The 14,239-nt window shown below is 66.0% G+C and carries 14 protein-coding genes; 11 read left to right on the forward strand and 3 right to left on the reverse strand.

Annotated features, from left to right (window positions below):
* The first annotated feature begins 3 nt into the window (after window positions 1-3).
* Window positions 4-345: a hypothetical protein gene (locus CHB99_RS00295; RefSeq protein ID WP_042122877.1), complete on the forward strand. Its 342-nt coding sequence runs from the start codon at window positions 4-6 to the stop codon at window positions 343-345.
* Between the two features lie 287 nt (window positions 346-632).
* On the opposite strand, the gene CHB99_RS00300 is transcribed toward CHB99_RS00295, so the two are convergent.
* Window positions 633-1,415 (reverse strand): IclR family transcriptional regulator, encoded by a 783-nt coding sequence (locus tag CHB99_RS00300; protein ID WP_042122878.1) that lies wholly within the window; start codon window positions 1,413-1,415, stop codon window positions 633-635.
* A gap of 241 nt (window positions 1,416-1,656) precedes the next feature.
* On the opposite strand from CHB99_RS00300, the gene hmgA reads away from it, so the two are divergent.
* The 3 genes from hmgA to maiA are packed head-to-tail and all read left to right on the forward strand — an operon-like array spanning window position 1,657 to window position 4,901.
* The gene (gene hmgA / locus CHB99_RS00305) at window positions 1,657-2,958 is read left to right on the forward strand and encodes a homogentisate 1,2-dioxygenase (RefSeq protein WP_042122879.1); all 1,302 of its coding nucleotides are present in this window, start codon (window positions 1,657-1,659) and stop codon (window positions 2,956-2,958) included.
* Between the two features lie 2 nt (window positions 2,959-2,960).
* Complete coding sequence (gene fahA / locus CHB99_RS00310) at window positions 2,961-4,253, forward strand: fumarylacetoacetase (protein WP_042122881.1); 1,293 nt, start codon at window positions 2,961-2,963, stop codon at window positions 4,251-4,253.
* 12 nt (window positions 4,254-4,265) lie between these two features.
* On the forward strand, window positions 4,266-4,901 hold the full coding sequence (gene maiA / locus CHB99_RS00315; protein ID WP_042122883.1) for a maleylacetoacetate isomerase: 636 nt from the start codon (window positions 4,266-4,268) through the stop codon (window positions 4,899-4,901).
* A gap of 180 nt (window positions 4,902-5,081) precedes the next feature.
* On the opposite strand, the gene CHB99_RS00320 is transcribed toward maiA, so the two are convergent.
* Window positions 5,082-5,888, reverse strand: coding sequence for a transglutaminase family protein (locus CHB99_RS00320; RefSeq protein ID WP_042122885.1), 807 nt, complete (start codon window positions 5,886-5,888; stop codon window positions 5,082-5,084).
* Between the two features lie 115 nt (window positions 5,889-6,003).
* Between CHB99_RS00320 and CHB99_RS00325 the strand changes: the two genes are divergently transcribed.
* On the forward strand, window positions 6,004-7,026 hold the full coding sequence (locus CHB99_RS00325) for a Leu/Phe/Val dehydrogenase (protein ID WP_042122887.1): 1,023 nt from the start codon (window positions 6,004-6,006) through the stop codon (window positions 7,024-7,026).
* A gap of 3 nt (window positions 7,027-7,029) precedes the next feature.
* Here the strand turns inward: CHB99_RS00325 and CHB99_RS00330 are convergent, their stop codons facing one another.
* Window positions 7,030-7,296: a YebG family protein gene (locus CHB99_RS00330; protein WP_042122888.1), complete on the reverse strand. Its 267-nt coding sequence runs from the start codon at window positions 7,294-7,296 to the stop codon at window positions 7,030-7,032.
* 242 nt (window positions 7,297-7,538) lie between these two features.
* On the opposite strand from CHB99_RS00330, the gene CHB99_RS00335 reads away from it, so the two are divergent.
* The 6 genes from CHB99_RS00335 to CHB99_RS00360 all read left to right on the forward strand — a co-directional run bounded on the left by CHB99_RS00335 (window position 7,539) and on the right by CHB99_RS00360 (window position 14,190).
* On the forward strand, window positions 7,539-8,009 hold the full coding sequence (locus CHB99_RS00335; RefSeq protein ID WP_042122890.1) for a phosphate-starvation-inducible protein PsiE: 471 nt from the start codon (window positions 7,539-7,541) through the stop codon (window positions 8,007-8,009).
* 91 nt (window positions 8,010-8,100) lie between these two features.
* Window positions 8,101-9,042 carry a fatty acid desaturase gene (locus CHB99_RS00340; RefSeq protein WP_042122893.1) on the forward strand — a complete coding sequence of 314 codons (942 nt, stop codon included), beginning with the start codon at window positions 8,101-8,103 and terminating at the stop codon, window positions 9,040-9,042.
* A gap of 12 nt (window positions 9,043-9,054) precedes the next feature.
* Entirely contained in the window at window positions 9,055-9,834 is a 780-nt protein-coding gene (locus tag CHB99_RS00345; RefSeq protein WP_042122894.1) for a phosphate/phosphite/phosphonate ABC transporter substrate-binding protein, read from the forward strand.
* 108 nt (window positions 9,835-9,942) lie between these two features.
* The gene (locus tag CHB99_RS00350) at window positions 9,943-10,455 is read left to right on the forward strand and encodes a sigma-70 family RNA polymerase sigma factor (protein WP_042122895.1); all 513 of its coding nucleotides are present in this window, start codon (window positions 9,943-9,945) and stop codon (window positions 10,453-10,455) included.
* A gap of 1 nt (window position 10,456) precedes the next feature.
* Complete coding sequence (locus tag CHB99_RS00355; protein WP_042122896.1) at window positions 10,457-11,398, forward strand: DUF4880 domain-containing protein; 942 nt, start codon at window positions 10,457-10,459, stop codon at window positions 11,396-11,398.
* 116 nt (window positions 11,399-11,514) lie between these two features.
* Window positions 11,515-14,190, forward strand: a complete 2,676-nt coding sequence (locus tag CHB99_RS00360) for a TonB-dependent receptor (protein WP_052419394.1) — start codon at window positions 11,515-11,517, stop codon at window positions 14,188-14,190.
* Window positions 14,191-14,239 lie beyond the last annotated feature (49 nt).

The following is a 14,239-nucleotide window of genomic DNA, read 5'->3' on the forward strand; positions in this document are numbered from 1 at the left end:
AGCATGTACGAATCGAAGAACGACGAGGTCCTTTCCAGCGAAGCCTTCCGCAGCCGGCTGCTGCTGCATGCCTTGGGCGCGGTCCTGCTGCTGTTCGGCTCGATCCTGATCGGCGTGGTCGGGCACCTGCATTTCGAGGAAGGCGTGACCTGGTACGACGCGGCGTTCAACGCCACCCTGCTGCTGGGCGGCATGGGCCCGGTGAACCTGCCGCAGACCCATGGCGGCAAGCTGTTCTTCGCCGTGTATGGGCTGTATGTGGGGCTGGTGTTCGTCGCCAGTATCGGCCTGATCCTGGCACCGGTGGCGCATCGCTTGTTGCACCGGTTTCATTGCGACGACTGAGCGGGAATAAAAAAGGCCGCTGCACAGGCAGCGGCCAAGTAGACGCAGATCAAGGAGCTTCAAAATCAACGTCGGTGAACTGAAGGGTGGCGCTTCGAAACGACGATCGAGGAGCACTCTAGGGGGAGAGCATTAACCGACCGTTAAGGGGGCCGAAGCGTCAACTTCGCGCCTTGGCGAACACCGGGTCGTCAAGGCAGGAGAAGGATAGTCAGAGGCATCCCGCGGAAAAATAGCGCTTTCTGACATTCACTGTTGCATCGTCGGCAACAGTGCACCAATCCGGTTCACCGTGCCCCTTCGTAGCCCATTCGCCAGCTGATGGCCTCGGCCGCCGCCCGCAGGCGTTGCGCCGCCGGGCCCTGTTCATCGGCATGGAAGATCGAGGTCGGACCGACCACGGTGAGCACCGCGACGATCTGCCCCATGGCATTGAACACCGGCGCCGACAGGGCATCGACCCCCGGCATCAGCAGGCCGTGCACGTGATGCAGGCCGCGTTCGCGGATGCTGGCGAACAGCGCGTCGTAGTGGCTGGCGTCGTGATCCAGGTGCGTCAGTTCGCGGTCGCGCAGTTCGAGGGTTTCCCGTGCTGGCAGATAAGCGCCGAACACCAGCCCGGTGGACGAACTGAGCAGCGGCAGCACCGAGCCGATCTGGGTGACCACGGTCACCGCGCGCACCGCCGGTTCGATATTCACCACGGTGGCGCCCTGATTGCCCCATACCGCGATGAAGCAACTCTCGTTGAGCTGGTCGCGCAGTTCCGAGAGCGGTACCGCCGCCACCTTCAGCACATCCATCCCGCCCAGTGCCGCCAGACCCACGCGCAACGCTTCGCGGCCCAGGCCGTAGTGGTTGGTGGCCGGGTCCTGCTCGGCGAAACCGCTGGCGATCAGCGCCTGCAGGTAGCGATGCACCTTGCTCGCCGGCATGTCCACATGCTCGGCCAGGCGCGACAGCGACGTGGCCGGTGACAGTTGCGCCAGGGCCTTGAGGATATCGGTGCCGACCTCCGCCGAGCGGACCTTCTGTTTGCCGTTGTCGGCGGGGGGCGTGGCTTTGCTCATGGCTGCATTCACTGTGCGGGACGGGGGAGGAGGGTAAGGCCTGGCTGTGAGTGTTTCAACTTTTCGGAGCACTGGGTCTGTGGGAGCGAGCTTGCTCGCGAAGGACCGCAACGCGGTCCCGTTTACCTCTGATGGGTGTCAGCGGGCTTCTCTGGCGCTTGACGGTCCAGGTCAATCAAATTACGTTATACGTAATCGAATTACGCATAACAATAACCGGCCCACGCGGCCAGGAGGCTCGATGAACTCCGATTCCACTTCCGCCCTCGCTTACCAGAGCGGCTTCGGCAACGAATTCGCCAGCGAGGCGCTGCCCGGCGCCCTGCCGGTCGGCCAGAACTCCCCGCAGAAAGCCCCCTACGGCCTGTACGCCGAACTGCTCTCGGGCACGGCGTTCACCATGAGCCGCAGCGAGCAGCGGCGCACCTGGCTGTACCGCATTCGTCCCTCGGCGCTGCACCCGGCGTTCGAGCGGCTGGAGCGGCAGCTTGCCGGTGGCGGGCTGGGCGCGGTGACACCCAATCGGCTGCGCTGGAGCCCCCTGGAGATGCCGGGCGAGCCCACCGACTTCATCGATGGCTGGGTCACCATGGCGGCCAACTCGGCGGCGGAAAAACCGGCGGGCATCAGCATCCACTGCTATCGCGCCAACCGGTCCATGGAGCGGGTGTTCTTCAACGCCGATGGCGAGCTGCTGCTGGTGCCACAACTGGGGCGCCTGCGCCTGGTCACTGAACTGGGCGTGCTGGACGTCGAGCCGCTGGAAATCGCGGTGATTCCCCGTGGCATGAAATTCCGCGTCGAACTGCTGGACGGCGAAGCCCGCGGCTACATCGCCGAAAACCACGGCGCGCCGCTGCGCATCCCGGACCTCGGCCCGATCGGCAGCAACGGCCTGGCCAACCCGCGCGACTTCCTCGCCCCGGTGGCGCACTACGAAGAGCAGGATGGCCCGTTGCAACTGGTGCAGAAATTCTGCGGCGAGCTGTGGGGCTGCGAACTGCAGCACTCGCCGCTGGACGTGGTCGCCTGGCACGGCAACAACGTGCCGTACAAGTACGACCTGCGTCTTTTCAACACCATCGGCACGGTCAGCTACGACCACCCCGATCCGTCGATCTTCACCGTGCTGACCTCGCCGACCAGCGTGCCGGGCATGGCCAACATCGACTTCGTGATCTTCCCGCCGCGCTGGATGGTGGCTGAGAAAACCTTCCGTCCACCGTGGTTCCACCGCAACCTGATGAACGAGTTCATGGGCCTGATCAAGGGCGAGTACGACGCCAAGGCCGAAGGCTTCCTGCCTGGCGGCGCCTCGCTGCACGGCTGCATGAGCGCCCACGGTCCCGACGCCGAGACCTGCGCCAAGGCCATCGCCGCGGACCTGGCGCCGAACAAGATCGACAACACCATGGCCTTCATGTTCGAGACCAGCCAGGTGCTGCGTCCGACCCGCCATGCCCTGGACTGCCCGCAGTTGCAGAACGACTACGATAGTTGCTGGGCCACGCTGCCGAGCACCTTCACCCCGAATCGGAGATGAACATGAACCAGACCGCCATTGCCCGCAGTTGGGTCGATACCGCCAACGGGCATAGCGATTTCCCCCTGCAGAACCTGCCGCTGGGGATCTTCAGCCGCGCTGGCGGCGAGCGCCGTTGTGGCGTGGCCATCGGCGACGCCATTCTCGACCTGGAGGCGGTGCTGGCCGCCGGCCTGTTCGAGGGTGAAGCCCGGGTCGCCGTCGAGGCCACCCGTGGGGGGGCGCTGAACGCCTTCTTCGCCCTCGGCCGTGGCGCCCGCGTGGCGCTGCGCGAACGACTGCTGGAACTGCTCGCTGAAGGCAGCGAACACCAGGCCGCGCTGCAGGCGGCGCTGTATCCGGCCAGCGCCTGCGCGCTGCACCTGCCGGCGCGGATCGGCGACTACACCGACTTCTATGTCGGCATCGAACACGCGAAGAACGTCGGCAAGCTGTTCCGCCCGGACAACCCGCTGCTGCCGAATTACAAGTACGTGCCGATCGGCTACCACGGCCGTGCCTCGACCATCCGTCCGTCCGGCACCGACGTGCGCCGGCCCAAGGGCCAGACCCTACCGGCCGGGCAGAGCGAGCCGAGCTTCGGTCCGTGCGCGCGCTTGGACTATGAACTGGAGCTGGGCATCTGGATCGGCCAGGGCAACGAACTGGGCCAGTCCATCGCCGTGGGCGATGCCGCCGAGCACATCGCCGGTTTCTGCCTGCTCAACGACTGGTCGGCGCGGGATATCCAGGCCTGGGAATACCAGCCGCTGGGCCCGTTCCTGTCCAAGAGTTTCATTTCCACGGTCTCGCCGTGGGTGGTCACCGCCGAGGCCCTGGCGCCGTTCCGCTGCGCCCAGCCAGCCCGTCCGGACGGCGACCCGCAACCGCTGTCCTACCTGCTGGACACCCGTGACCAGGCTGCTGGCGCGTTCGATATCGAACTGGAAGTGCTGCTGCTCACCGAGCGCATGCGCGAGCAGAACCTGCCGGCGCATCGCCTGACCCTGAGCAACACCCTGAGCATGTACTGGACCGTGGCGCAGATGGTCGCGCACCACAGCGTCAACGGTTGCCAGTTGCAGTCCGGTGACCTGTTCGGTTCCGGCACCCTGTCCGGGGCCGAGCCGGGGCAGTTCGGCAGCCTGCTGGAGATCACCGAGGGCGGCAAGCACCCGGTGGAACTGGCGTCGGGCGAGGTGCGCAAGTTCCTTGAAGACGGTGACGAAATCATCCTGCGCGCCCGCGCCAGGCGCGATGGCGTGGCCAGCATCGGCTTCGGCGAATGCCGCGGCAAGGTCGTGGCGGCGCACTGAGAGGCCTGAAGCATGGAACTGTTCACCTATTACCGCTCCACCTCGTCGTATCGGGTGCGGATCGCCCTGGCGCTGAAGCAGCTGGAGTTCCAGTCGGTGCCGGTCAACCTGCTCAAGGGCGAGCAGCACGAGGCGCATTTCCTCGCGCTCAACCCGCAGGGCCGGGTGCCGGCGCTGAAGGCCGACTCCGGTGAACTGCTGCTGCAGTCGCCGGCGATCATCGAGTACCTGGAAGAGGTTTATCCACAGCCGGCGCTGTTGCCCCACGACCCGGTGCAGCGTGCCCGGGTCCGGGGGGTGGCGGCGCTGATCGGTTGCGATATCCATCCGCTGCACAACGTCAGCGTGCTCAAGCGCCTGCGCGAGCAGGGCCAGGATGAGGCGGCGGTGAACCAGTGGATCGCCCACTGGATCGGCCAGGGCCTGGCGGTGGTTGAGCAACTGATCGGGGATGAAGGTTTCTGCTTCGGCGAGGAACCGGGACTGGCCGATGTGTACCTGATTCCGCAGGTGTACGCGGCCCAGCGCTTCAATGTCGACCTCGGTGGTTTTCCGCGGATCCTGCGGGTGGTGGGGTTGGCGGAGGAGCATGCGGCGTTTGTCATGGCGCATCCCGCGCGGCAGGCGGATGCGCCGGCTGAAGGGTGAAGATGCCGGGGCCGCTTTGCGGCCCTAGGCTCTGTACGAAATGCATCCGAGCTCGCCCATGCTGCGTTGAAAACGGGCTCGGAATGCTCATTTACTCCAGTAAAGTCGGGCGCGACCCCGGCCGTTCCTCGCCCGTTTTCGCCTTGCCTGGCCTTCGCTCGAATACATTTCGTACAGAGCCTAATGCACCGACCTTTTCCCCACCGGCAAATGACTCAGGCGCTCGGTCAGGCGCAGGCGCTGGATCGGATCATCGGTCAGCAACAGTGCATGTTCCAGGTCGAAGCGCTCCGCCTGCGGGCATTCCAGATGCTGGTACAAGGTCGCTCGCGCCAGATAATCGCTGGCCAGCGCCGGTCCCAGTTGCAGCACGCGTTCGGCGTCCTTCAACGCTGCCAGGTCATCATCATGGGTCGAGTGCAACTGGCGCAGATTGCGTGACAGCCGCTGGATCATCTGCATCGGCGTAGCGGTCTGCAGATGCTCCCGGCTCAAGGCCACCTGCGGGCCGAACTGCCTGCCGAGCAATTCCCGGCAATCCGCCGGATACAGACGCCGTCCGCCACAGGGATCGAGCAGATGATCGGCACCCGGCACACGCAGCAGGAAATGCCCGGGAAAATTCACCCCTTCCAGCGGAATCGACAGGCCCCGCGCCAGCTCCAGACCGAGCAGGGCCAGCGCCAGCGGTTGGCCGCGACGCCGCAGCAGGAGTTGATCGAGCAGGGCGGCCTGGGGGCGCAGCGGGTGATATTCGTCTTCCTGGAAACCCAGCGCACACAGCTTGCGCAGCAGCGGCTGGGCCAGTTCGTGCAGCGGCAGCAGCGGCAGGTCGTTGCTGATCTCGTGCTGCAGGTCTTTCAACGCGCGCATCACCTGTGCCGGTTCGACCGCTTCGTCGTGCTCGACGGCAACCCACAACCCCGCCTCGAACAAGGCCGGGGGAGTGCGTTCGAGGCAGGCCAGGCAGGCTTGGCGTGGGGTCATGACGGTCTCCGCTGAGACTACTGTTTTAGACCTGGGGAATCGTTTCGTCCAGTGTCCGCGCAGGTGCCGGAGTGCCACCTATACTGGTGGAAGCACTCTGAACGAGGGCCCGCAGATGTTCGCTCTCATGCAAAGCACCCGCACCCAGTCCCTGCACCTGTGCATCGACCCGGCCACCGGCCTCAAGGCGGTGATCGCGATTCACAACGAACGGCTGGGTCCCGCGATGGGCGGTTGTCGTTACCTGGCCTATCCCGACGACGACAGCGCCATGACCGATGCCATCCGTCTGGCCCAGGGCATGACCTACAAGGCCGCCCTGGCCGGCTTGCCGCTGGGCGGTGGCAAGGCGGTGATCATCCGCAATCCTCATGTGGAAAACCGCGCAGCGCTGTTCGAGGCGTTCGGGCGTTTCGTCGACTCCCTCGAAGGCCGCTACATCACCGCGACCGACAGCGGCACCTCGACCCTGGACATGGACTGCATCGCCCAGTCCACCCCGCATGTCACCAGCACCACCCGCGCCGGCGATCCGTCGCCGCATTCGGCCATGGGCGTGTTCGCCGGCATTCGCGCGACGTCGATGGCACGGCTGGGCAGCGACAACCTGGAAGGCTTGCGGGTGGCGGTACAGGGCCTGGGCAATGTCGGCTATGCGCTGGCCGAGCAGTTGCATGCGGCGGGGGCCGAGTTGCTGGTCAGCGACCACGACCAGGGGCGGGTGCAACTGGCGATGGAGCAGTTCAACGCGCAACCGGTGGCCTCCGAAGCGCTGGTCGGTACGCCGTGCGATATCTTCGCCCCGTGCGGGCTGGGCTCGATTCTCACCGGGCAGAGCGTGATGCAGCTGCGTTGTGCGGCGGTGGCCGGTTCGGCGAACAACCAGCTGACCAGCCTGCAAGTGGCCGACCAACTGGAGAACCGCGGCATTCTCTATGCCCCGGACTACATCATCAATTCCGGCGGGCTGATCTACGTGGCCCTGACCCACCAGGGCGTCGAACCCGCCGCCATCACTGCGCACCTGGCGCGGATTCCCACCCGGCTGACCGAGGTGTTCGCCCACGCCCAGGCGGAAAAGCGCTCACCGGCGCGCGTCGCCGAGCAACTCGCGGAGCGCCTTGTATACGGCGGCTGAGGCTCACTCCTCGGCAGGCGACCCGTCGAGCAACTCGGACAGGGCATCCGGCTGGCTCTTGAACGCCTTGGCGAACACGTCGCGGTTTTTCGCCATGTAGATACCGATGTCGTCGACCTGCTGCTCATCCAGCGACGGCACGGCTTTCTTCAGGACTTCGGCGAGCATTTCCGCCAGCTCGAGCATCTTGTCGTGACGATCTGCTTCGGCTTTATCCATGAACAAACGCTCCAGGTCGCGGCTGCTGCGGTACACCACTTCGACGGCCATTCATCACCTCACGCCTTTTCGAAAAATTGAAGAATACGAATACTGGGTATTTATACAGTAATCATCCGGCATTGAATAGTGGCCTTTTTATAGCCCAGTTTTTTCGACCTGATACGGGAGACACGTGCCTTGCGGCAATCGGTCGCCTTCTCAAGCCTGGCCGCTGGCCTTTTTACTGCATGCAGGCAAAGCGTCATGTGTCTGCCGCATCCTCCTCCAGGCCGTATCAGGGAAATCGCATCGTGAACATCAAATGGGCTGAAAAACTGCGCAAGGGCCTGCACGGCACCGCCGACTCGCTGGGCAATCTGTGCGTCGAGTCGTTCCACTACCTGGCCCTGTTCGGCATCGGTGGCATCACCGCCTGGGCAGCGGTGACGACCTTCTTCGACATGCTCGGCAAGGGCGGGGTGAGCGTCGACGATATCCTGCTGCTGTTCATCTACCTCGAACTGGGGGCGATGGTGGGGATCTACTTCAAGACCAACCACATGCCGATCCGCTTCCTGCTGTACGTGGCGATCACCGCGCTGACCCGCCTGCTGATCGGCGACGTATCGCACCACAAGGCGCCGGACGAGGGGCTGCTGTACCTGTGCGGCGGGATCCTGCTGCTGTCGTTCTCGATCCTGGTGGTGCGCTATGCCTCGTCGCGCTATCCGTCGAGCCGGGCGATCGATGCCAGTGGCAAGGACGTGGACGACGGTCGCTGATTTCGGCATGACGCTATAACCAAACGATCTGCAAGATTCAGCCGCTTCAAGCCACAGGGGGTCACAGCCATGACTCGGGACCCCCACGCCAATGTCCAACTACCTCGACGACGCCCAGCGCGACGACGTGCTGCGCCTGCAGGCCAGCTTTCTCGGGCGCAGCGAGTGGCCCACCTGGTTGCTGCTGATCGGGGTGTATGGCGGCTGGTTCGCCCTGGTGCTCGGCAGTCCGCTGCTCGGCGCCTGGCCGACCACGCTGCTGCTGATACCGCTGCTGGTGCTGTGGCTGTCGCTGCAGCACGAACTGCTCCACGGCCATCCGACCCGCCTGCCGTGGCTGAACAAGCTGCTCGGCTACGCGCCCTTCGCCGTCTGGTATCCCTACACCCTGTACCGCGACAGCCACCTGCTGCATCACCGTGACGAAGACCTGACCCTGCCCGGCCGCGACCCGGAAAGCCGCTACCTCGACCGCGACCGCTGGCAACGCACGCCGCGCCTGGCCCGCGCCTTGCGCTGGCTGGACAAGACCGTGGCCGGGCGTCTGCTCACCGGCGCGCCCCAGGCCCTGTTCGGTCTGGCCCGCGAGGAATTCGCCCGGCTGCGCAAGGGCGACCGCCAGGCCTGGCGCATGTGGCTGACGCACGGTGTGTGTGTCGCGCTGATGTTGGCCTTCATCGCCGAATACAGCGCCCTGTCGATCAGCCAGTACCTGTTCTTCGCCAGCGTCCCGGCGCTGTCCCTGGCGATGCTGCGTTCCTTCTACGAACACCGCCCCGCCGAGCGCCCGGAACAGCGCACCGTGCTCAACGAAGCCGGCTGGCCCTGGACCTGGCTGTTCCTGCACCTCAACCTGCACCTGGTGCATCACGACCTGCCGGGCTTGCCGTGGTTTTTCCTGCCCACCGTCTACCGCCAGCGCCGCGAGCAGTGGCTGGCGCGCAGCGGCGGCTTTCTGGTGCGCGGCTATGGTGAGTTGCTGCGCCGCCACGGCCGGCGCCCCGTCGACAGTCCCGAACATCCCTTTGCCTGACCTGGAGTGCCCATGGCTTACGCCGAACTGTTGATGTACGTGGCGCCGCCACGGGTCCGCGAGGCCAGCGAGGCCTGGTTGCAGTCCACCCTGGAGCACCTGGGCGCGCGGCGCGAGGACGCCAGCCACCTGGACCTGGCGGCGCTGTGGCTGTCGCCGCACCTGCTGTTCACCCAGACCTGCGGCTATCCGCTGATGACCCTGTTGCGCGGCAAGGTGCGGGTCATCGGCCGCCCGCGTTACGAACTGCCCCACGCCAGCGCCGGCACGCATCGCAGCCTGCTGCTGGCCCGCGCCGACGATCCGCGTGACGAGCTGCACGCGTTCTTCGGCAGCCACGGCCTGGTCAACAGCCCCGACTCCAATTCCGGGATGAACCTGCTGCGCCACCGCCTCGCGCCCCTGCAGCGCGACGGCCGCTTCTTTTCCACGATCAGCTATACCGGCGGCCACCGCGACAGCCTGCGTGCCCTGCGCGAAGGGCGCGGCGACCTCGCGGCGATCGACTGCGTCACCCATGGCTACCTGGCCCGGGATCACAGCGAGGAAGTCGCGGGTCTGAAACTCGTCGCGCTCAGCGCGCCCAGCCCGAGCCTGCCGTTCATCGGCCCGGCGCATCTCGACGCGGCGGGCGCCGAGCGTATCCGCGAAGCCTTGAACCACACCTTGCCGGCGTTCGCCGAGACGCTGGCGATCGGCGAGATCCTCCCGGCCAGCGAAGGCGATTACCAGATCCTCCTGGATTACCAGGACGAAGCGGCACGCCGGGGATTGGCGCAATTAATTCCATAATCGAATAAATGAATGCGATTTAAATATTTTTAAAGAATAAGCAGTCCCTCTAGCATGGCGTCACCGGACCACCGGACATTTCACGCAATCCTCCTTCTGGAGTCATTCATGTCCGGTTTCGACACTTCGCACAGCGATTACGTTGGCGGTCTATTCCGCAGCCATTACTCGTGGTTGTGTTCACGCCTGCGCCGGCATCTGGGCGACGGCAGCGGGGTGGCGGAAGACATCGCCGCCGACACCTTCGTGCAACTGCTCAGCGCTCCCGCCGTGCAACCGATCCGCCAGCCGCGGGCGCTGCTCACCACCATCGCCCAGCGCCTGATGTACCAGCTCTGGCGACGCCGCGACCTGGAACGCGCCTACCTCGACGCCCTGCTGCATGACGACGAGGCCCAGGCGCCGTCGCCGGAAGAACTGGCGCAGATGCTCGAAGCGCTGCAGATCATCGACAACCTGCTCGACGGCCTGCCGGCCAAGGTCAAGGCGACCTTCCTGCTGTCCCAGGTCAACGGCCTGACCTACCCGGAAATCGCCGCGCAACTGGGCATCTCGCAACGCTCGGTGAGCGACTACATGGCCAAGGCCATCCACCGTTGTCTCAAGGCCAGCCTGGAGTGACATGAGCGCCGAACAGGACCACCTGATCGAACAGGCCACGCGCTGGATCGTCCTGCTGCGTTCCGGCCATGCCAGTGAGGCGGAGCGCCAGGCCTTTCTCGCCTGGCGTGCCCGCGACCCGCGGCACGAAGCGTTGTGCAAGCGCCTGGAAGGCACGCTCGGGGTGTTCCAGGTGCCGATCGCCCAAGGGGTCGACGGCGCCCTGCTGCAGCGCGCACTGGAGGCGCCGGCGAGTCGGCGCAAGGTGCTGCAGCGGGCATTGCTCGGGGCGGGCCTGATGATCGGCGGCGGCTGGGCCCTCAGTCCGTCGCTGCAGGTGCTGAACGCCGATATCGCGACGGGCATCGCGCAGCGCCAGCGCGTGCGCCTGGACGACGGCAGCGAGCTGCTGCTCAACGCCCAGAGTGCGGTGGACGTGCGTTTCGACGGGCACCGTCGGCTGCTCGAATGGCGCGGCGGGGAAGGGCTGATCCGGGTGGTCGGCGATCCGCGGCCGTTCATCGTGCGTACCAGTGGCGGCGACCTCTGCGCCGGCGTGGCCCAGGTGCTGTTGCGCGATCGCGGCACGCAATGCCGGGTCGGAGCGCTCGACGCGGCCTTGCAGATCGTCACCCGCGGCGGCGACCGCCTGCAGTTGCAGGCGGGCCAGGAGGTCAGCTACGACCGCTATCGCTTCGGTCCGCTGCACGCCGTGCGCAGCGGCGACAGCGCCTGGGTCAACGGCCTGCTGGAAGTGCGCGACAGCCCGTTGAGTGAGGTGATCGAGGCGCTGCGCCCGTATCGCCACGGCATCCTGCGCCTCGATCCGGCCATCGCCGGGCTGCGGGTCAGCGGCCTGTATCGCCTGGACCAGAGCGACGTGGTGCTGGAGGCCCTGAGCCGCACGCTGCCGATCCGGGTCAATCGCCACAGCGCTTACTGGGTCACCCTGGTCCCGGCCTGAGCACGGTTCTAAGACCATAACCAAACGATCTGCAAGTTTTCCCCGCGCCGCGTCACAACCCTCACGTAAGCGCTGCCGAGGGAGCAGCGTCGTTTGATTCCGTGGGGGGAATCGCAGTGCGCAAGAACGATCACAACAACCGCCGCAACACGACTGTCCGCAACGCGTTCGCCATCGGCCCGCTGGTGGGGCTGCTGCTCAGCGCCTCGGCATTCGCCGACGAGGCCCGGCAGCGTTATCACATCAACCCGGGTCCGCTGGACGAAGTGCTGCTGAACATCAGCCGGCAGAGCGGCCAGGTGATTTCCTTCACCCCGGAGCTCGGGCGCTATTCCTCGGCCCGGGTCGACGGCGACCTGTCCGCCGAGCAGGCCATCAGCGCGGCCCTGCGTGGCACCGGCCTGGCCCTGGAAGTCAGCCCGACCGGCGCCTTCATCATCAAGGACCGCCGCGCCGAGCCCTCGGCCAGCACCGCCGCCGCCACGAGCCGGGTGGCCAGCCACGACAGTGCCGGGGCCAGCGTGCCGACCCTGGACCGGGTGGTCGCCCTGGGTACCCGGCGCAGCGACGCCACCGCCCTGACCAGCGCCGCGCCGGTGGATGTGATCAACAACGAGGAACTGGTGCAGACCGGCGCCACCACCCTGAACCAGGCACTGTTCCAGTTGCTGCCGTCGTTCAACTTCCCGCAGAACCAGAGCGCCACCCGCGGCCAGAACCCCAAGGGCGCCTCGCTGCGCGGCCTGGCCCCGGACCAGACCCTGGTGCTGGTCAACGGCAAGCGCCGGCATGCCTCGGCGGTGGTGAACATTTCCGGTGGCGTGCCGTTCATTGGTTCGCAGCCGGTGGATCTGGACATGATCCCGATCAGTTCCATCGACCATGTGGAAGTGTTGCGTGATGGCGCCTCGGCCCAGTACGGTTCCGACGCGGTGGCCGGGGTGGTCAACATCGTCCTCAAGGAGCGCGACAGCGGCGGCCAGCTCAACACCCAGGTGGGCAAGTACGGCCAGGGCGATGGCTTCAGCAAGAGCGCCGACGGCTGGTACGGCCTCGGTCTGCCCGGCGACGGTTTCCTCACCCTGAGCTTCAACGGGGTCAACACCAAGCCCACCGATATCGGCGACGAGTACCAGGCCGGCGGCACCTGGCAGGACCCGCGCTGGGGCGGTGCCTCCCGTGACAAGTACAACCTCGCGGCCAACGCCGAGGTGGGCCTGAACGACCAGTGGCGGCTGTACAGCTTCGCCACCTTCGGCCAGGACAAGTCGGTGAACAACACGCCGCCGTTGCTGGCGTCCAACCCCAACAACGTGGCGGCGCTGTACCCCAACGGGACCATTCCCAAGTACCGCTATCGCTACGAGGACGCCTCGTTCACCGTCGGCTCGCGCTTCGAGGACGCCACCCTCGGACGCCTGGATATCAGCGCCACCTATGGCCGCGACAAGCATGACGAGCTGGCGTTCGATACGGTCAACCCGAGCTACGGTGCCAACAGCCCGACCAAGTTCGACGTCGCCACCCTGATCAACGAACAGACCAACCTCGGCGTCGACTACGCCAAGGACCTGGCCGTGGCCTGGTCGGACAACCCGCTGACGGTGTCCGCGGGGCTTGCCTACCGGCACGAGCAGTACCGTCTGGAAGAGGGCGACTACGACTCCTATTCCTTCGGCGGCATCGGTGGCGTGCAGGTCGGCGCGGTGCAGGCCTCCGGCCTGACGCCGGACGACGCCGGGCGCTACCGGCGCGATGTCGGCGGGGTGTACTTCGGCCTGGAGAACCAGCTCACCGACAAGTTCCAGGTGGGTATCGCCGGGCGTACCGAGAATTACTCGGACTTCGGTTCGGCGACCACCGGCAAGGTCTCGGCACGCTACGAACTGACCCCGGAAATCGGCGTGCGCGCCACCATCAACAGCGCCTACCGCGCACCGACCCTGGGGCAGATCGGCACCTCCTGGACCACCACCACCAACGTCGATGTCAACGGCAATCCGGTGCTCACCCGCATGCTGCCGGTGGACCACCCGGCGGCCCAGGCCCTCGGCGCCGAGGCGCTGAAGCCGGAGAAGTCGACCAACTACTCGCTGGGCCTGGTGCTGCGGCCGAGCGAGCAGGCCTCGCTGACCATCGACGCCTACCAGATCACCATCCGCGATCGCCTGCTCTACAGCGGCGGCATTTCCGGTCCGGACGCCGAGCGCATCCTCGCCGCCGCCGGCTACGGCCAGTACAGCTGGGCGCAGTTCATGACCAACGCGGCCAATACCCGCACCCGTGGCGTCGATATCGTCGGCAAGTACAACCTCGACCTGCAGCGCTTCGGCAACCTGGCGCTGTCGGCGGGCTACACCAAGGCGCGCACCACCATCGAGTCGGTGAATGCCAACCCCTATGGCTTCGATGTACTGACCCGCGAGGCGCGTGGCTATCTGGAGCATGGCTACCCGGAGGACAAGCTGGTCCTGGGCGCGGTGCATCGCTATGGGCCATGGACCGTCAGCCTGGCCCAGACCCGCTATGGCGAATACCGCAAGTACGCGGCCTCGGCGGCCAATGCGCGGTACGACCAGACCTTCTCGGCGCAGTGGAACACCGACCTGGACGTGAACTATGCGTTCAGCAAGCAACTGAAACTGTCGGTGGGCGCCAACAACCTGTTCGACAGCAAGCCGGATGACTTCAATCTCCGCCTGCGCCAGACGCCGGGGCAGCAGTACAGCTACCTCGCGCCGTCGGCGCCGGAGGGGGCGTTCTACTACACCAAGCTGACTTACGACTTCTGACCTTTTCGGGGCCGCCTTGCGGCCCTTCGCGGTGGTTCGTCACACGACA

The sequence above is a fragment of the Pseudomonas japonica genome (assembly GCF_900188455.1).
Taxonomy (GTDB): Bacteria; Pseudomonadota; Gammaproteobacteria; order Pseudomonadales; family Pseudomonadaceae; genus Aquipseudomonas; species Aquipseudomonas japonica.